The following is a 16,979-nucleotide window of genomic DNA, read 5'->3' on the forward strand; positions in this document are numbered from 1 at the left end:
GTCAAGAAAGGCGATTGGCATGGACACCCGCTACCCGGCCCGGATCGAAGATTTCCGCAAGGAGGTCAGATCCTATTTCGAGGATCTTGTGCGTCGTTTCGGCGGCGACGGCTCGACCGAGAAGCGCACGCATTACCGGGCGCTGGTTCGACAGCTCGGCGCCGACGGGTGGCTCGGGATTTCGCTCGGCGAGGAATGGGGCGGCGGCAACCGGTCTGCGGTCGAGCAGCTCATCGTCTCCGAAGAGGCCGAACGCGCCGGGGTCTCGCTGCCCTTTCTGACCACCCATACGGTCGGACCGCTGATTCAGCGTTTCGGCAGCGCCGAGCAGAAGGAGCGGTTTCTCCCCGCGATCGTCCGGGGGGAGATATTGTTTTCGATCGGCTACACCGAATCCCAGGCGGGCACGGACCTCGCCAGCCTCTCCACCTCGGCGGTTCCGCACGCGTCGGGCTATGTGGTGAATGGCGAGAAGCTGTTCACCAGCTTCTCCAACGTCGCCGACTATGTGTGGCTCGCGGCGCGCACCGATCCGCACGCGCCGCCCCATCGCGGCATTTCGGTCCTGCTCGTCCCCACCGATGCGCCCGGCTACTCGTGGACCCCGCTGGACATTCTCGATCACTATCCGGTGTCGGTGACGCGGTATCAGGATGTCGTCGTGCCGTCGGACAATCTGGTCGGCGGCGAGGGGAACGGCTGGAAGCTCATCATGGGACAGCTGAGCCGCGAGCGGGTCCTGTGCTTCACGGTCGCCGGCACCGCGCATATGGTCGAGCAGGTGACGCAATGGGCGCGCCGGACGGTCGGTATCGACGGCCGCCGTATCATCGACCGGCCGTGGGTGCAGACGAACCTCGCCCGGATGCGCGCGCATCTGGAGGTGTCGCGCCTTCACGCCGCCGAACTCGCCGCGGCGCTCGATCAGGGCGAGATCGGCTTCGCCCAATCGTCCAGCTACAAGGTCTTCGCGAGCGAAACGCTGATCCTGTGCCAGCGCCTGCTCCTCGAAATATTGGGGGCGCAGGCGCCGCTGCGCGGCACCTCGCCGATGGCGGTCCTCGAGGGCAGGCTCATCAAGGCCTATAACGGCTATCTGGTGAAGCAGTTCGGCGGCGGGGCGAACGATATATTGCGCGGCCTGATCGCGACCGACGCGCTCGCCTTTCCGCGCATTCGCTAGATTTCGAGGGAGCAACCCAATGGACTTTCAGCCTACCGACCTGCAACGATCGGTCGCCGATCTGGCCGATCGCCTTCTCCGCGATGCCGCCGGCGAAGGCCGGTCGATCGCGGCGCTGGATTCGGCGCGATGGTATGACGCGGCGCTGCATCGGCAATTCGCCGACAGTGGGCTTTACGGGATCGGCGTACCCGAAGCGCTCGGAGGCAGCGGCCTCGGTATGCGGGAGGCCTGTTCGGTGCTCGAACGGATCGGCGCGCACGGGGGGCGGGTCCCCTTTCTGTCCAATGTCGTGCTCGCCGCGATGCCGCTCGCCCGCTTCGGCCGGTCGGCGAGGCAAAGCGATGTGGCCCGCCGCGTCGCATCGGGATCGCTCTGTGCGACGGCGACGCTCGACGAACCGGCGATGGAAACGCCGTTCGGGCTCGCCACGACGGCGGTGCGATCGGGCGACGGCTTCCTGCTCTCGGGGATCAAGACCTCGGTCGCGGCCGGCATGATGGCCGACTTCGTCCTCGTTCCCGCGCGGATGGAGGACGGGGAAAGCGGCCTGTTCCTGGTCGATGTGACGTCGTCCGGCGTCGCGCGCGAACTGCAGGTTTCGGCCGACGGCTCGCCGGAGGCGCTGATGACGCTCGACGCGGTTCCGGTTGCGGGCGACATGGTGCTGGGGGACGAGGCGGAGCGCGCCTCGGTGCTCGACTGGATCGTGCAGCGCGCCCGCGTCGCCGTCGCCGCCTGCCAGCTCGGCGCGGCGCGGCGCGCGCTCGGCATCACCGCCGAATGGGTCAACCAGCGCGAACAGTTCGGGCGGTCGCTCGCTAGTTCTCCGATGGTCGCGCTGCGTGCCGCCGACGTCTACATCGCCATCGAGGCGCTGCGCCTGACCATGTGGCACGCCGCGGACCTGCTGGCGGCGGACATCCCGGCGCCCGATGAAGCATCGAGCGCCAAATATTGGGCGAGCGAGGTCGGCAGCCTGACTGCCGCGACGACCCATCTGCTGCAGGGCGGGATCGGCGTGGTCATGGAGTCCGAACTGCCATGGCTCACGCTCAGGCAGCGGCACCTCGAATTCCAGTTCGGGGCCGCGCGCCAGCAGCTCGCCGAAATGGGCGCCCGGCTGGCGGCTGCCTAGCCGCTAGGCCTGCTGACGCCACTCCGACAGGATGGCTTCGGCTGACGTGCGGGATTGCGCGACGGGTCGCGGTCCTGCTGAGGGATGGTTGGAAAAGCGGGGGGCGGGGGCAGGCTGCACGACGTCCCGCTCGACCCGATGCACGCCGCGTTCGATCATGTGGGGATGGCGGGATGCTTCGTCGAGGCTGAGCACCGGCGCGAAACAGGCGTCGCTTCCGTCGAAGATCGCTTCCCATTCGGCCCTCGTCTTGCCGGCCACGATGTCCGCGAACCTGCCGCGCAAACCGGACCAATCCGACTGCTCCATCTGGCGTCGCGGGTCATGGTCCAGGCCCAGCTTCTCGCACAATATGGCGTAGAATTGGGGTTCGATCGCGCCAAGGGCGATGAATTTGCCGTCGGAACAGCGGTAGGTGCCGTAAAAATGGGCCCCTCCGTCGAGGATGTTGGTTCCCGGCGTGTCCGACCAGCGGTCGCGCGCCCGGAGCGAGTAGAAGGTCGACAGCATGTGAGACACGCCATCGCATATGGCGGCGTCGACCGTTTGTCCGCAGCCGGTGCGGCGCGCCTCGATCAGAGCCGCCAACACGCCGACGACCAGATAGAGCGAGCCTCCGCCATAATCGCCGACGAGGTTGAGCGGCGCCACGGGAGCGCCATCGGAGCAGCGAATCGAATCGAGGGCGCCCGTCAGCGCGATATAGTTGATGTCGTGCCCTGCGATCCGGGCAAGCGGCCCCGCCTGTCCCCACCCCGTCATCCGCGCATATACGAGCGCCCTGTTGCGCGCCGCGAGCCGGTCCGGCCCCAGGCCCATCCGTTCCATGACGCCAGGCCGGAACCCCTCGATGACGACATCGGCGGCGCAGGCGAGATCGAAGGCCCGCAGGCGGTCCTCCTCATCCTTGAGGTCGAGCTCCACGACCCGCCGCCCGCGAAAGATGAAATCCTCCGGCGTCTTGATCCCTGTATCCGGTCGCGCGATCGAGACGATCTCCGCTCCCATGTCGGCCAACATCATCGCGGCGAAGGGGCCCGGCCCGATCCCCACGAATTCGACGATGCGGATTCCCTGCAAAGGTCCGGTCATATCCTGCGATTGCATCGGAATGCCTTTCAATAGTATTGAATAATATGGTATTATACAGTATCATATCCTGCTATAGCCAGAGAGAAATCGCATGCGCGGTGGAGGAGGGGAGCGGAATTGACTGGTGCCGATTCGTTCGATGCGTTGCTGGTCGCACGAAGCAGTTGCAGGGCCTTTCTTCCCGATTCCGTCGATCGATCCATTATCGAGGCCATCCTTGCCAGCGCGCAGAAGACGGCGTCCTGGTGCAACAGCCAGCCCTGGCAACTCTTCATCACCACGGGCGCAGCGACGGATCGCTTTCGTGCGGCCTATGCCGCGGCGGCGGAACGGTCGGAGCCCGCCCCCGACTTCGAATTTCCGTCCGAATATTCCGGCGTCTATGGTCAGCGGCGCCGGGAATGCGGGCGCCTGCTATACGAAAGCCTGGGTATTGAGCGCGGCGATCGCGCACGCGCGCAGGAGGCCGCGCGTGATAATTATCGATTTTTCGGGGCGCCGCACGTCGCGATCGTGACGTCGCCGGCCGACCTCGGTCTCTATGGCGCGATCGATTGCGGAGCCTATGTCCATAATTTCATGCTTGCGGCAAAAAGTCGCGGCGTCGCGAGCATCGCTCAGGCAGCCCTGGCGCGCCATCCCGAGGTGATACGCCGTCATTTCGGAATGGCGCCCGATCGCCGGGTCGTTTGCGGCATCTCCTTCGGCTACGCCGATCCGGCCCATCCCGCGAACGCCTTCTGTACGCCGAGGGCCGCTATCGCCGAAGCGGCGCACTTTTTCGAGGTGTAGCGGGTGCCGGCGTGAGCGATCGGCCGGGCGGCCTCAACTTTGCGCCGCTGTTTAGCCGGCGGAAATCGACGCGCCTGGTCGTCTGACCGAAATGCCCAGTTCCTCCCGATCCCAGTGAAACTCGCCGTTGGGCCGGTTTCTGAGTTCATGCTTGCGTATGCGCATGCTCGGCGTTTTCGGAAATTCATCCGTGAGCGCAGCGAAGCGGGGGACCATGAAATAGGGCAGACCATGCGCGCAGAAGTGAAAGAACGCGTGGGGATCGAACGTGCCCGGATCTTCGACGACCAGCCACACCTTTACCTCGTCGTCTCCGCCGTCCGACACCGCCCCGACGCAGGCGGCCTCGATGACTCCCGGAAAGAGCGCCACGGCCTTCTCGACTTCCACCGACGAGATATTCTCCCCGCGACGGCGAAGCGAATCCTTGACGCGGTCGACGAAGAAGAACCTGCCGAGCGCGTCCCGTCGCATCACGTCGCCGGTATGGAACCAGCCGTTGCGCCAAGCCTTTGCGGTTGCGGGGCTGTTGCCGATATATTCGCAGATGATTTGCCACGATTGTCGCGTCCGCAGGATCAGTTCCCCCGGCGTGCCTTCCGGAACGTCGAGGTCGTTTTCGTCGACGAGCCGGCATTCGTAGTCGGGGGTGAGCCGCCCGCAATAGCCGTCGCGCAGTTCGTCGTCGGGATGGCTTGCGAGCGGACCCGGGACCTCGGTCGAGCCATAGCCCGTCCGGATTTCGGCAATGCCGAAGCGCTGCTTGAACGCCTCCGGATCGCGGGGCGGCGGGCTGGCGAGGACGATGCGCACCTTGTGATCGCGATCCGACGGGCTCGGGGGCTGCTTCGTCAGAAACGGCACCATGCTGCTGATCAGCGCGGTCATGGTGACCCCGGCGCGGGCATTGTCCTGCCAATAGGTCGAGAGCGAAGGGGCCGAGCGCACATGCAGGCGCACCCCGCATCCCAGCGCGGCGACGACGAAACGCAAGGCGGCGCCATGATAGAGGGGGATGTCGACGAGCAGGCAATCCTCGCTGCCCCGCGATCCGTCCGCGACGAAATTCGCGCCGCCGCGCAGACCGTGCAGATAGGTGCAGCTTGCCAGCTTCGACGGCCCGGTCGTTCCCGACGTCAAAAGGCAGATCGCCGTGTCCCAATATTCGATCGGCCGGTCCAGCCGGGGCGGCGTGCGGTCGGTCCCGCGCATCTCTTCCGCAAGCGCGACCGGGATCGAGAGGTCTTCGTCGTCGAAGACTGGCGCGAAGCTCGCATTCGTGACGATCAGCGCGGGCGCCGACAGCTCCAGAAGATGCCGCAGCATCGCGCCGCGGAAGCCGACGTGCGCGGGGACGATAACCGCTCCCAGACATGCGATCCCCCACCAGACGCGCAGGAAATCGGCGCCGTTCGGCAACATCACCAGAACGCGGTCATCGCGGCGGATGCCCCGCGCGCTGAGTTCGTTCGCGAAGGCATAGGCCGTCCCCAGCGCCTCGGCGCGGGTCAGCGTCCCGCCATCCTCGAAGCTCACCAATATCTCGTCGGGCGAGCGACTTGCCCCGCGTTCGAGCAGGGATCTGACGACGACCTCTTCGGACTTGATGACTCGTTCGGTCATTCCGGAACCCCCGCGCATCTGCATGTCTTCGGCATCGAATGCGGAGAGCCGGTCAGGCCTCCAGCAATGTGATCATGCACGCGGCCGCACCATTGAAGATGCTGCCACCGGCATTCTCGGCGAGGCCGATCCGGGGATTCGCGACCTGCCGCGGCCCGCATCGCCCGCGCAACTGATTGGCCAATTCGACGATCTGGGCGGCGCCCGTGGCTCCGACGGGGTGCCCGCGCGCCGTCAGGCCTCCCGAAGGGTTGATCGGCAATCGCCCGTCGATCCGGCTCGCTCCGCTGCGGATGAGCGACGGACCGTCCCCTTGTGCGACCAGCAGCAGCTCCTCCGGCACCATGATTTCGGCCGGCGCGGCGGCGTCGTGCAACTCGACCAGGCTGACGTCCTCGGGCGATATGCCCGCTGCTTCGAACGCCTTGGCGGCGGTCCGCGAGACGATCTCGTGATTGTCCTCGATTTCGGCCGACGCGAGCAGGCTCGTCCGCACTTTCGGGCCCTTCTTGCCCTTTGCCCTGGCGAAGCCGGAGGAGCAGAGGACGATCGCCGCCGCGCCGTCGCCGATACCGGCGCACATGGGACGGGTGAGCGGCGCCACGATCTCCCGCGCGTTCAGGACATCCTCGCGCGAGAGCGGAACCTTGACCTGCGCGATCGGGTTCAGGCTGCCGTTCCGGGTGTTCTTCGCCACGACGTCCGCAAAATCCTCCGCCGTCGCACCCGAGCGTGCCATGTAGTTGCGCGCATTGGCGGCATAGATTTCCATGAAGACCGGGCGGGGCTTGCCGCCATCGCCGGCCGCCTCCTGTCGCAGCGACACGTCGGTTGCGGCCGCCAGCGCCTTCGTCGCCAGCGTCCGATCGGTCGACGTCATCTTCTCGGCGCCCACGACCACCACCACGTCGTGCATGCCCGACTGGATCGCGAGATGCGCGAGATAGAAGGCCGAAGAACTCGATGCGCAGGCATTCTCGACCGCCGCCATCGGTCGCCCGACCAGCAGCGACTGCGACAATATGGTTTGCGAGCGGATCATCTCCTGTCCGGTCACGACACCGCCCACGGCGTTGCCGACCAGCACGAGGCCGACATCCTTGCCCTCCAGCCCCGCGTCCTTCAGCGCTTCCGCCACCGCTTCGGCGGCGAGCGTTCGAGCCGGCGTATCGACGAACATTCCGAACCGGCTGGACCCCGTGCCGATGATGATAGTTTCCATCACAGATTTTCCTCTGGAGGAGCGCGGGAGACGGCAAAGGTCCGGCCCGGCGCTCTATTGACTGCAATACCCCAACCGCCCGTGGATCGTGCCGTTCGAGGGTCGTCGCCTCCGCTGACTCGATCCCGAAGCGTCGTGCGACGATCAGAATGTTATAAAATATGCATGGATATGGTATTGGTCAATACCATTTAAACAGGAACTGAAAACCGCTGTGAGGCGACCGTTGCCTTTTACGCAACTGATGATACGGACGGGTCAGCCGACCCCGAGGCGATCGGCGAAATGATCGCCGTGGCGTGCTCGCAATTCGGTCTTGAGAAGCTTCCCCGTTGCCGTGTGCGGCAGGTCGTCGACGAACAATATATCGTCGGGAAGCCACCAGCGCGCGACATGCGCGGCGAGATGGTCCAGTATCTCCGCCCGGTCGCCGCTTTCGCCGGGATGCAGCCGGATCAGCATCAGCGGCCTCTCCTGCCATCTGGGATGGGCGACGCCTATCACGGCCGCCTCGGCGACCTTGGGATGCGCGACGGCCGCATTTTCGAGGTCGATGGATGAAATCCATTCGCCGCCCGACTTGATGACATCCTTGGCACGATCGGTGATCTGGAGGAAGCCATCGGCGTCGATCCTGGCGACGTCGCCGGTATCGAACCAGCCGTCGGCATCGACGGCGCTTCCCGGCGCCTGACCGTGATAGGCGTCGAGCACCCAGGGGCCGCGCACCTTGAGCAGCCCCGATAGCTCGCCGTTTCGCGGCAGCTCGCGGCCTTCCTCGTCCTCGATCCGCAGTTCGACGCCGAACACCGCGCGCCCCTGCAGTGCGCGCAGGTCGATCTGCGCATGCGGAGGCAGGCTGGCATGATGAGCCAGCGGACGGCAGACGGTGGCGACGGGGCTCGTCTCGGTCATACCCCACGCCTGTATCGTCTCGACGTCGAGAAGCGTGCGGAATTGTTCGATCAATGCGCGGGGTGTCGCCGCGCCGCCGGTGAATACCCGGTTGAGCCTGAGCGCCGCCCGCTCGTCGCTCGACCGCTCGCGGCGCAGATGATCGAGGAAGGCCAGCCAGACCGTCGGGACGCCGAGCGAGAAGGTGACGCCCTCGTCGCGCATCAGATCGTGAAGCGAGACGGGATCGAGTGCCGAGCCGGGAAGGACGAGCTTCGCGCCCGCCATCGCCGCGGAATAGGGAATCCCCCACGCATTGACGTGAAAGAGCGGCGTCACAACAAGGATCGAATCGGCAGCGGCGAGCGCCATGGAGTCGGCCGCGAGTGCGCTCATCGCATGCAGCACCGTCGATCGATGGCTGTAGAGGACGCCTTTCGGATTCCCCGTCGTCCCCGAGGTGTAGCACAGTGCGCTCGCCGAATTCTCGTCGATGGCCGGCCAGCGCTCGATGGGGCGCGTTTCGGCGATCAGGCTGTCGTAGGCAATGGGGTCGGCGATCGTCGTTGCAGGTATCGTCGCCTGCGGCGCGAGGACGATCACCCGTTCGATCTTCGGCAGGTCGGCCAGCATCGGTTCGACCAGTGGCAACAGGTCGGGATCGACGCAGAGCACGCGCGCCCCGCCATGGTCGAGAATATAGCGGATCTGTTCTGGAAACAGGCGCGGATTGACCGTGTGCAATACCATGCCTGCCGCGCTGACCCCGTAATAGAGCTCGAGGTGCGGCAGGCGATTCCACGCCAGCGTCGCGACGCGGTCTCCCGGACGAAGTCCCAGGTCGGCCAACGCCGCCGCGACGCGGCGCGCGCGGCTTTCCACGGTTCGCCAGTTCGACCGGGTCAGCCTTCCGTCTTCGCCGCGCGACACAATCTCGCGGAGCGGATGATTGGTCGCGGCATGCTGGATCAGCATCGCGGTCGTCAGCTGGTGCGCCTGCATTGCGCCGAGCATCGTCTCTCTCCTTCCAAAGCCGGGCTGCGACCTGATCGCGTGCCCCGGCGCGCAAGCGAAGCAGGGCATGATGCGTGCCCCGACAATCACATTTGCGAAATTGGCGCCGTCGTCGCCGGACCGCGAGCCAGGCGGCGGCGGCCGTGGCTATGGGCACCCCAAGCAGGATGGGAGATGCCCGATGAATCTGGCCCTGACCCCCGAAGACCGGGAATTCCAACGAGAGGTCCGCGCCTTTTTCGCAAATGCCATTCCCGACGCATGGAAAACGACGGTGCGTGCCGGACTGCGGCTGCCGCCCGAAACATTGACCGCCTATCAACGCTGCCTGGCCGACCGCGGCTGGGGGGCGCCCACCTGGCCGACCGAATATGGCGGCACCGGCTGGACGCCGCAGCAACTCCACATCTTCTGGTCGGAAGCTTCGGCGGCCGATGCACCTTCGCAATATCACCAGGGGCTCGAACTGATCGGGCCGATCATTTTCACCTATGGCAGCCAGGCGCAGAAGGATTTCTATCTGCCGCGCATCATCAGCGGCGAGGATTGGTGGTGTCAGGGTTATTCGGAGCCGGGCGCGGGATCGGATCTGGCGGCACTGCGCACGCGGGCGGTACGCGATGGCGATACCTATATCCTGAACGGCCACAAGATGTGGACGAGCTATGCCCATGTCTCGACCCGCATGTTCGTGCTGGCGCGCACCTCCAGCGAGACGCGGCGGCAGCAGGGCATTTCGCTGCTGCTCGTCGACATGGATACCCCCGGCATCCGAGTCAGCCCGATCCGTACGCTCGACGAAAAGCATCACACGAACGAGGTGTTCCTCGACGATGTCCGCATTCCGGCCGCGAACCTGGTCGGCGAGGAGGGCATGGGCTGGAATTACGGCAAGGTCCTGCTCGACCGCGAGCGGATGGTCGCTGCTGCGACTGCGATGTTTCTGCCGCAGACGCTGCGCGCGGTGCGCGCCGCGGCCGCGCGGCGACGAACATGCACGGGTCCGCTGATCGAACAGCCCGGCTTTCGTGCGAAGCTGGCGCAGGTGGAGATCGAGGCGCTGGGAGTGCAATCCATGGTCTTGCGCCTGATGGCCGATGCGGCGGCGGGTGCGGATTCGGGACCGCGTGGATCGATGGTCAAGCTGCGCTGGTCCGAGTTGCTACAGCAGGCGATGACCCTGTGGATCGAAGCGCTGGGACCGCAAGCGCAGCATTTCGAGCCGCTCGATGACGGCGGTCTGTCCGACGCCATGCCGCTGGCGCTTCAGGGCGCGCTCTTCTCGCGTGTCACGACCATCTATGGTGGGTCGAGCGAGATTCAGCGCAACATCATCGCGCGCCGCGCGCTCGGGCTTTGAAGGGGAGGGGCCGATGCAGTTCGCCTATAATGACGAGCAGCAGATGCTGCGCGACAGCGTCGAGCGTTTCGGCGAAGAGGAATGGAATGCCGCCGACCGCCTGAAGCGCCTGGCCGAAGGCCCCGCGGGCGGTCGCCGCCGCTGGGCGAAGATGGCCGAACTCGGATGGCTGGCGCTGCCGATTTCCGAGAGCGAGGGCGGACTGGGCGGCGGGCCGGTCGAGGTCATGGCGATCATGGAAGGCATCGGCCGGCACCTGATGACCGATGCCTATGCCAGCCATTGTGTCCTTGCACCGGCGCTGATGCGCGGCGGCGGCGAACATTGCGCGGTATTGCTCGAACAACTCGGCGCCGGTGCGATCCGCATCGCCGCCGCGTTGATCGAGGATAGCGGGTTCGACCCCGCCTCGATCCGCACCGAAGCGCTCGCCGACGGTGGCGGCGTTCGTTTGTCCGGCACGAAGATCCATGTCGAGGATGGGGCCGACGCCGACTGGTTTCTCGTTTCGGCGCGCACGTCGGGAAGCGCCGGCAGCCGGGACGGCATCGGCCTCTTTCTCGTGCCCTGCGATGCGGACGGGCTCGACGTCCGGCGATTCCGGTCAGTCGACGGGCATCGGCATGCCTCGCTCGTGCTCCGCGAAGTCTCCGCCACCCCGGTTGGAAAAATGGGGGAGGCGGCCGATCGGATCGATCTGGCGATGGATCGCGCCATTCTCGCCGTGCTGGCGGAATCGGTCGGTTCGATGGAAGCCGCTCTTGCGGCGACGCTGGACTATGTCCGGACGCGCCAGCAGTTCGGCGCGCCGATCGGAACATTCCAGGCGGTGCAGCACAAGCTGGTCGACATGAGCCTAGCCTGCGAGGAGGCGCGTGCCCTGACGATGGTCGCCACGGCCCAATATGCGCAGACGGCATCGGATGCGGCGCTGGTGGCGGCGGCAAAGGTCCGCGTGGCCCAGTGCGGCATCGCCGTCACCCAGCAGGCCGTCCAGCTGCACGGGGGTGTCGGAACGAGTGAGGAACTGGTGGTCAGCCATCACCTCCGACGCCAGATGATGCTGGAACTGGCCTTCGGGGATGCATCCTTCCACAAGGCCCGCTTCGCCGACGCCTCGTTCCGGTAGGCGCGGCGATTCTGGCGGGCAGCCGGGATCGGCCCGGCAGTCGCATGTTCAGATGACGAAGAAGCCGTGCGTGCCGTCGCGCTCCAGCTGGGCCACCAGCCCGAATTCCCAATCGAGATAGGCCTGCATCGCTTCGACCGGATTGTCGGTGCCTTCATAGGGTCGTCGATAGCGATCGTCTGCCGCGGTAAGCCGTTGACCGGCTCCGGCGACCCATGCCAGCCCCTGGCTGCGCCAGGCCCCATTGCCGCCGTCGAGGGCGAGGACCTCGGCATTCACCAGCGGCTGCAATTCGATGGCCGCGAAGCGCGCCGTATAGCCGTCTTCGCTTGTCACGACGATCCGTCCGAACCTGTCGAGAACCGCAACCGCATCGGGCAGGCGACTGCGCATCGCGAACATGGCGTCGGGAATATGCCCTTCCGAATAGGATGTGCTGAGCGATACATCGACGACACCGCACGCGGCATCGCCAGCCATGTCGTGCAGTTCGGCCGCGGTGATCGTTGGGGCTTCGGGCGCGGGCGGGCGTGGGGCTTCATATTCGCCGGTCGCCAATTCGCCGTCGAAGCCGCCTTCGAGCACATAGGCATCCCATCCCATCTGCGCGAGCCAGGAAGCGGACATGTCGGCGCGGGCCCCGATGTCGTCGGCCAGGACGATGCGGGCGCCGCGCACCGGCGCATACATGTCGGTCTCCTGCACTAGCTGGCCGCCGGCGATGTTGACGAACCCGTCGATATGGCCTTTCCGATATTCCTCCGCGGTTCGCACGTCGAACAGATAGAGCGTTCGCGACCGATCGTCCTTCAGCGTATCGAGCTGCTGGGGGGACAGGCGCTTCACCCCGGCGCGGTAGGACACGGCCTGCGCCGCCGCCCGGGCATCTTCGCGCTCCTTCTTGCCGACGTCGGGGAAACTTTCGGTCCGACCGCGATCCAGTTCCTGCCCCGCCAGCGTCCATCCGATCGTGCCGTTGCGAAGCGCCATCACCCTGTTCGGCAAGCCCGCGTTGATCAGCGACTGTGTCCCGATCAGGCCGCGCGTGCGGCCCGCGCAATTGACGATGATCGTCGTTGCCGGGTCGGGCGCGATCGTCCGCGCGCGCAGTACGAGTTCGGCACCCGGAACGCTGATCCCATGCGGAATGCTCATCCGCTGATATTCGTCGAAGCGGCGCACATCCAGAACGACCAGGTCTGCGTCGCTCTCGATCAGGGCGCGAGCGTCCTGCGGGGAGACCGACGGGGTATGGCGGCGGGCCTCGACCAGTTCCCCGAAGGCCTTGCTGGCCGAATTGACATCTTCGAACAATTCATAGCCGGCGCCCTTCCATGCGGCGAGCCCGCCCTCCATGACCGAAACATCGGTATAGCCGATCGCCGTCAGACGATCGAAAGCCGGAACCGCATATCCTTCGCCGTCATCATAGACGACGACCGGTGTTTCCTTGCGCGGCACGAGGAGGAGGATGCGCTGTTCGAGATGGCCCAGAGGCAGGTTGGCGGCGAACAGGGGATGGCCGGTCGCGAACGCCGCCTCTCCGCGAAGGTCGAACAAAGCGATCTCCCGGCGCGACAGCAGTGCGAGACGAATCGCTTCGGGCGTCGTGAATTTCATTGCGGCAGGCTCCCCGGCCAGTCGTCGGGAACGTGCGCCGCGGAATAGTCCGAGACGAAGCTCCGTCGCTGCCCGTCGATGGTGTAGATGTGGCGTTCGATGCGGCCGATGTCGCCGCCATACACATGGATGCTGACCGATGCCGTTTCCGCGGCGTTGCTGACCCTGTGAATATCACCGGTTTCGGGGTCGAGAACCGCGACGTCCCCCGGATGCAGTATCTGCGTGCCGCCGGCAACCAGCGATCCCTGCCGTCGATGGAAGCCCTGCGAGGCTTCCCGCCCGCGAAGCATGCCCACGAGCCCCCATGTGCAATGATCGTGGATCGGCGTCGACTGGCCGGCCGCCCAAACAAAACTGACAACGCTGAAGCGCGCCCGTGGATCGAGATGCAGCAGATATTGCCGGTAGCTTCGTGAATCGGGGAGCGCGAAGGGCGCCGGCAGCCAATCGTCGCGCGCCACGAGGTCGGACAAGAGGCTGGCGCCCCGATCGAGATCGGGCCGCTGACTCCACCCGTCGACCGCCTCGGTGAATCGGTCGATGAATCGGTTCCAGCGCGCGATGGGAAGGGCCGCGTTCATCCATCGACCGATAGCGCAGCGGAAATGCCAATGCCCGCCGGACGGCCGCGCGGCCGGCTTATTTCATGCGTGATTTGGATCGCAGACGGGCAAGTTCCATTGCAGTGCCGGGGCTGATCCGGCGGTGTGCCTGCGCGAAATTCATCGAAAAGGAAAATGGGGTCATGATTCTTCATCACGCAAAAGGAAGCTGTTCGCTCGGAATCCTCGTGCTGATCGAGGAATTGGGGATCGATTGCGAGGTTCGTTATGTCGATCTGCCCGGCGGTGAGCAGCGAACGCCGGAATTCCTGGCGATCAATCCGAAGGGCAAGGTGCCCGCGCTGATCCGCGACGACGGTCAGCTCATCACCGAATGGCCGGCCATCGCTTCCTATCTCGCGGCCTTGAAACCGGAACGGCAACTGCTGCCTGCCGATCCTCTGGGTCTGGCTCGTGTTCTCGAAGCCGTCGAATATGTCGTTTCGACCATGCATATGCAGGGCTTCTCGCGGATCGTCCGGCCCGAGAATTTCTGTCCGGATCGGGATCAAGCCGAACATGTGAAAGAGCGGGGGCTCGAGATTTTTCGTTCGGGTTTCGACCTGTTCGACAGGGTGCTGGAGGATCGGCCGTTCGTCGCCGGATCATTCTCGATCGCCGACGCGGCGCTCTTCTATGCCGAATGGTGGATGGTCAATCGGCTGGACGGCCGATTGCCGCGCAATTGCGGCGCACATTATGAGCGCCTGATGGACCGCGCGGCCGTGCGGCGCGCCCTCGATCGCTGATAAAGAGGGAGGGGGCGCGACCGGCGGCGCCGGTCAGACCCCCAGACGGACCGCGACGAGTGTGGCCGCCAAGGCCGTCAGCGTCGCAGCACCGACGATGACCAGTTGCCTGCCGCCGCCTCCGGTCAACTGCCGGAGCGGAGAGCGAACCGCCGTTGCCGTCACGGCCGCCGCCAGCAGGGCCGCGGCCAGACGATCGGCCTGCGCTCCCACGAACCCGGGGACGATTCCCAGCGAGTTGATCCCGGCCATGACGAAGAAGCCGACCACGAAAAGCGGGACGCCGGGATGCCGCCGGCCGGTCTCCTCCGTCCGGAAACAGAGGGCGATGATCGCCAGCACCGGAGCGAGCAACGTTACTCTCGTCAATTTGACGATCGCCGCCGTCTGTCCGGCCGCGTCGGAGAAGGAATAGCCCGCTCCGATCGCCTGCGAGACGTCGTGGATGGCGGCGCCGAGCACGAAACCGGCGTCGATGTCGCCGAACGAAAGTTTGTGCAGCAGGATGGGATAGGCGATCATCGCGATGGCGCTCATGCCCGACACCCCCACCAGCACCAGCGTGAGTTGCGCCTGGCTGATCCGCCGTTCGCCAAGGGTGGATGCGATCGCCATCGCCGCCGATGCGCCGCAGATTCCGACCGCGCCCCCGGCGAGGACCCCGAAGCCGTTGCCAAAGCCGAGCAGGCGGCTGATCCCCACGGCGACCAGCATCACCAACGCCATCACGATCATCGTCGCGATCAGAACGCTTGGGCCCAGGTCGGCGATCTGGCCGAAAGTGATCTTGAGCCCGACGAGGACGATGCCGGCGCGGAGCAGATATTGCGATGCGAAGGCCAGCCCCGCGTCGAGCCGCTCGTCGGCGGACAGGAAGTTCAGGGCGAGGCCGGTCAGCAACGCCGTCAGCGTCAGCGGCATGGCATAACGGTCGGCGATGAATCCGGCCGCGAGCGTCGCCATGCAGACGACGACGAGCCCAGGCAACAGGCTTCGCCACGTGTGATCGGGGCGGTCGATGATGTCGCCGTAAAGGTCGCATGCCATGGGATAGGGCGAGGATCCGGCCATGGAATCTCCTGTGGCCCGCGGCGATGGCGAGCCCTGAACGGATGAAAGGGACATGCCGGCCGGCGGGGACCGGCGGCGCTAGCGTGCGTCCAGATCGATCACGCGCGTCAATTCCCGACGCGCGATCTTCCATCCTTCGGATGTGCGTCGATATTGGTCGCGATATTCGCCGACAAGCTCGACGCCCCCCATGGCAACCGGAAGCGAACGGTCGCCCGCCGGGCCATAGATCGCGAGGCCGATGCAGAAACCTTCCGCATCGTCGGGGCCATGGACGGTGATCCTGGGATTGACGAGCAGATGCCGGCGCAGCCTGTCGGAGTGGACGATGATCTGATCCATCGCCGCGCGCAGACCGGCATGGCCGGACACCTCGAACACGGGTTCGGGCACGACGCGCGAAAAGACGCAATCCTCGGTCCACAGCGTCAGGAATGCCTCGATGTCGAGTGTGTCGTTATAGATATTATAATCGACCATCAGCCTATGGCACTCGCGCTCGATGAGCATCTTGTCGAGTTCGTTCATCGGTGAATCGACCTTCTAGCGGGCAGAAAGACCAGCAGTCGCGTCGCCGCGGTCATCCTCGGAATAGGCGGGGTTGCGCGAAGCGGCGAGCAGCCAGTCGGGGTCGACGTACCCGTCCTGGGCCGACGACCCGATGTCGTGCCGTATCGCCGCATAGCGTTCTTCGATGAGGCCGGCATATTCGGGGTGCGTGAAGATGTAGAAATCATTGTCGCGGATGGCGCGCAGAACGCGGCGACCGACCGAGACCGGCTCCATCATCTCCGGGTTGATCGGCCGGTTCGACAGAAAACCTGCCTCGCGATCGAAACCGGAGCCCAATTGCTCGTTGCGGCGCTCGGCGGACGTGGTGTCGAGGCTGCTCTGGACGCCGCCGGGACATAGAAGCGAAACGCCGATATTGCGAGCCGCAAGCTCTGCACGCAGCGATTCGGACAGCGCCGTTACCGCATATTTGGAGGCACTGTAGGTCGCGAGGCCGGGCGGGGCGATCAGTCCCGCCATCGATCCCGTATTCACGATATGTCCCGCCGCCCCGCGTGCGACGATGCGCGGAACCATCGTGCGGACGCCCAGAAACGGCCCCATGACGTTGATGTCGAAGACAAGCCGGAAAAGCTCTTCGTCGGTTGCTTCCAGCAGCAGGCGCGTTCCGTCGGTCCGTCGTCCCTGCCCGACGCCGGCATTGTTGCAGAGGATGTCGACTGCCCCGAACCGGGCTTCGGCATCGTCGGCCGCGGCTTTCCATGACGCCGCAGAGCGCACGTCGAGGTCGACGCCATGACAGGCGAAACCGCTTTCCGACAAGGCGCCGACCGCCGTCTCCCGTCGCTCGGCATGGACGTCGGCGATGACCAGCTTCATTCCCGCTTCGCCGAAGGCCTGCGCCATGCCGAAGCCGATGCCGCTGGCGCCGCCGGTGATGAAGGCGACCTTCCCCTCCACTTGTTCCATGGTCG

15 protein-coding genes are annotated in these 16,979 nt (G+C 65.6%); 6 read left to right on the plus strand and 9 right to left on the minus strand.

Translation table 11 applies throughout. The features are described from left to right. The first annotated feature begins 19 nt into the window (after positions 1-19). Both C3E99_RS01745 and C3E99_RS01750 read left to right on the plus strand, forming a co-directional pair. Positions 20-1,183: an acyl-CoA dehydrogenase family protein gene (locus C3E99_RS01745; protein ID WP_076074068.1), complete on the plus strand. Its 1,164-nt coding sequence runs from the start codon at positions 20-22 to the stop codon at positions 1,181-1,183. 19 nt (positions 1,184-1,202) lie between these two features. Beyond that, positions 1,203-2,321: an acyl-CoA dehydrogenase family protein gene (locus C3E99_RS01750; protein ID WP_076074071.1), complete on the plus strand. Its 1,119-nt coding sequence runs from the start codon at positions 1,203-1,205 to the stop codon at positions 2,319-2,321. Between the two features lie 3 nt (positions 2,322-2,324). Here C3E99_RS01750 and C3E99_RS01755 read toward each other — a convergent pair whose 3' ends face one another. Then, positions 2,325-3,428, minus strand: coding sequence for a CaiB/BaiF CoA transferase family protein (locus tag C3E99_RS01755; RefSeq protein ID WP_076074073.1), 1,104 nt, complete (start codon positions 3,426-3,428; stop codon positions 2,325-2,327). Positions 3,429-3,530: 102 nt separating this feature from the next. On the opposite strand from C3E99_RS01755, the gene C3E99_RS01760 reads away from it, so the two are divergent. Beyond that, on the plus strand, positions 3,531-4,205 hold the full coding sequence (locus tag C3E99_RS01760) for a nitroreductase (RefSeq protein WP_076074074.1): 675 nt from the start codon (positions 3,531-3,533) through the stop codon (positions 4,203-4,205). A 51-nt stretch (positions 4,206-4,256) separates the two neighbouring features. On the opposite strand, the gene C3E99_RS01765 is transcribed toward C3E99_RS01760, so the two are convergent. From C3E99_RS01765 to C3E99_RS01775, 3 genes are all read right to left on the minus strand, one after another. Next, positions 4,257-5,828, minus strand: a complete 1,572-nt coding sequence (locus tag C3E99_RS01765; protein WP_158682047.1) for an AMP-binding protein — start codon at positions 5,826-5,828, stop codon at positions 4,257-4,259. Positions 5,829-5,880: 52 nt separating this feature from the next. Beyond that, positions 5,881-7,050, minus strand: a complete 1,170-nt coding sequence (locus C3E99_RS01770; protein ID WP_083674995.1) for a thiolase family protein — start codon at positions 7,048-7,050, stop codon at positions 5,881-5,883. Positions 7,051-7,308: 258 nt separating this feature from the next. Next, positions 7,309-8,958, minus strand: a complete 1,650-nt coding sequence (locus C3E99_RS01775; RefSeq protein ID WP_104959325.1) for a long-chain fatty acid--CoA ligase — start codon at positions 8,956-8,958, stop codon at positions 7,309-7,311. A 181-nt stretch (positions 8,959-9,139) separates the two neighbouring features. On the opposite strand from C3E99_RS01775, the gene C3E99_RS01780 reads away from it, so the two are divergent. Both C3E99_RS01780 and C3E99_RS01785 read left to right on the plus strand, forming a co-directional pair. Then, positions 9,140-10,318 (plus strand): acyl-CoA dehydrogenase family protein, encoded by a 1,179-nt coding sequence (locus C3E99_RS01780; RefSeq protein ID WP_076073483.1) that lies wholly within the window; start codon positions 9,140-9,142, stop codon positions 10,316-10,318. 13 nt (positions 10,319-10,331) lie between these two features. Next, a complete protein-coding gene (locus tag C3E99_RS01785; RefSeq protein ID WP_076073484.1) occupies positions 10,332-11,447 on the plus strand; it encodes an acyl-CoA dehydrogenase family protein in 1,116 nt (371 codons plus the stop codon). Positions 11,448-11,495: 48 nt separating this feature from the next. On the opposite strand, the gene C3E99_RS01790 is transcribed toward C3E99_RS01785, so the two are convergent. Together C3E99_RS01790 and C3E99_RS01795 are read right to left on the minus strand one after the other, a co-directional pair. Continuing rightward, the gene (locus C3E99_RS01790; RefSeq protein WP_076073485.1) at positions 11,496-13,067 is read right to left on the minus strand and encodes a rhodanese-like domain-containing protein; all 1,572 of its coding nucleotides are present in this window, start codon (positions 13,065-13,067) and stop codon (positions 11,496-11,498) included. Further along, the gene (locus C3E99_RS01795) at positions 13,064-13,651 is read right to left on the minus strand and encodes a hypothetical protein (protein WP_076073486.1); all 588 of its coding nucleotides are present in this window, start codon (positions 13,649-13,651) and stop codon (positions 13,064-13,066) included. Before C3E99_RS01795 ends, C3E99_RS01790 begins: the two co-directional genes overlap by 4 nt. A gap of 164 nt (positions 13,652-13,815) precedes the next feature. Between C3E99_RS01795 and C3E99_RS01800 the strand changes: the two genes are divergently transcribed. Further along, positions 13,816-14,421 (plus strand): glutathione S-transferase family protein, encoded by a 606-nt coding sequence (locus tag C3E99_RS01800; RefSeq protein ID WP_076077446.1) that lies wholly within the window; start codon positions 13,816-13,818, stop codon positions 14,419-14,421. A 33-nt stretch (positions 14,422-14,454) separates the two neighbouring features. Here C3E99_RS01800 and C3E99_RS01805 read toward each other — a convergent pair whose 3' ends face one another. The 3 genes from C3E99_RS01805 to C3E99_RS01815 are packed head-to-tail and all read right to left on the minus strand — an operon-like array spanning position 14,455 to position 16,974. Further along, positions 14,455-15,546 carry a YeiH family protein gene (locus C3E99_RS01805; RefSeq protein ID WP_324787698.1) on the minus strand — a complete coding sequence of 364 codons (1,092 nt, stop codon included), beginning with the start codon at positions 15,544-15,546 and terminating at the stop codon, positions 14,455-14,457. 24 nt (positions 15,547-15,570) lie between these two features. After that, positions 15,571-16,020, minus strand: coding sequence for a nuclear transport factor 2 family protein (locus C3E99_RS01810; RefSeq protein WP_067105165.1), 450 nt, complete (start codon positions 16,018-16,020; stop codon positions 15,571-15,573). A 15-nt stretch (positions 16,021-16,035) separates the two neighbouring features. Then, positions 16,036-16,974 (minus strand): SDR family NAD(P)-dependent oxidoreductase, encoded by a 939-nt coding sequence (locus C3E99_RS01815; RefSeq protein ID WP_104959326.1) that lies wholly within the window; start codon positions 16,972-16,974, stop codon positions 16,036-16,038. Positions 16,975-16,979: the final 5 nt, after the last annotated feature.

It is taken from the genome of Sphingopyxis sp. MG (genome assembly GCF_002953155.1).
In the GTDB taxonomy this organism is placed as follows: Bacteria; Pseudomonadota; Alphaproteobacteria; order Sphingomonadales; family Sphingomonadaceae; genus Sphingopyxis; species Sphingopyxis granuli.

Excerpts from the sequence above, each read along its gene's own strand:
- C3E99_RS01745 (WP_076074068.1), top strand. The coding sequence starts at position 20 with ATGGACACCCGCTACCCGGCCCGGATCGAAGATTTCCGCAAGGAGGTC.
- C3E99_RS01750 (WP_076074071.1), top strand. The coding sequence starts at position 1,203 with ATGGACTTTCAGCCTACCGACCTGCAACGATCGGTCGCCGATCTGGCC.
- C3E99_RS01755 (WP_076074073.1), bottom strand. The coding sequence starts at position 3,428 with ATGCAATCGCAGGATATGACCGGACCTTTGCAGGGAATCCGCATCGTC.
- C3E99_RS01765 (WP_158682047.1), bottom strand. The coding sequence starts at position 5,828 with ATGACCGAACGAGTCATCAAGTCCGAAGAGGTCGTCGTCAGATCCCTG.
- C3E99_RS01770 (WP_083674995.1), bottom strand. The coding sequence starts at position 7,050 with ATGGAAACTATCATCATCGGCACGGGGTCCAGCCGGTTCGGAATGTTC.
- C3E99_RS01775 (WP_104959325.1), bottom strand. The coding sequence starts at position 8,958 with ATGCTCGGCGCAATGCAGGCGCACCAGCTGACGACCGCGATGCTGATC.
- C3E99_RS01780 (WP_076073483.1), top strand. The coding sequence starts at position 9,140 with ATGAATCTGGCCCTGACCCCCGAAGACCGGGAATTCCAACGAGAGGTC.
- C3E99_RS01785 (WP_076073484.1), top strand. The coding sequence starts at position 10,332 with ATGCAGTTCGCCTATAATGACGAGCAGCAGATGCTGCGCGACAGCGTC.
- C3E99_RS01790 (WP_076073485.1), bottom strand. The coding sequence starts at position 13,067 with ATGAAATTCACGACGCCCGAAGCGATTCGTCTCGCACTGCTGTCGCGC.
- C3E99_RS01795 (WP_076073486.1), bottom strand. The coding sequence starts at position 13,651 with ATGAACGCGGCCCTTCCCATCGCGCGCTGGAACCGATTCATCGACCGA.
- C3E99_RS01800 (WP_076077446.1), top strand. The coding sequence starts at position 13,816 with ATGATTCTTCATCACGCAAAAGGAAGCTGTTCGCTCGGAATCCTCGTG.
- C3E99_RS01805 (WP_324787698.1), bottom strand. The coding sequence starts at position 15,546 with ATGTCCCTTTCATCCGTTCAGGGCTCGCCATCGCCGCGGGCCACAGGA.
- C3E99_RS01810 (WP_067105165.1), bottom strand. The coding sequence starts at position 16,020 with ATGAACGAACTCGACAAGATGCTCATCGAGCGCGAGTGCCATAGGCTG.
- C3E99_RS01815 (WP_104959326.1), bottom strand. The coding sequence starts at position 16,974 with ATGGAACAAGTGGAGGGGAAGGTCGCCTTCATCACCGGCGGCGCCAGC.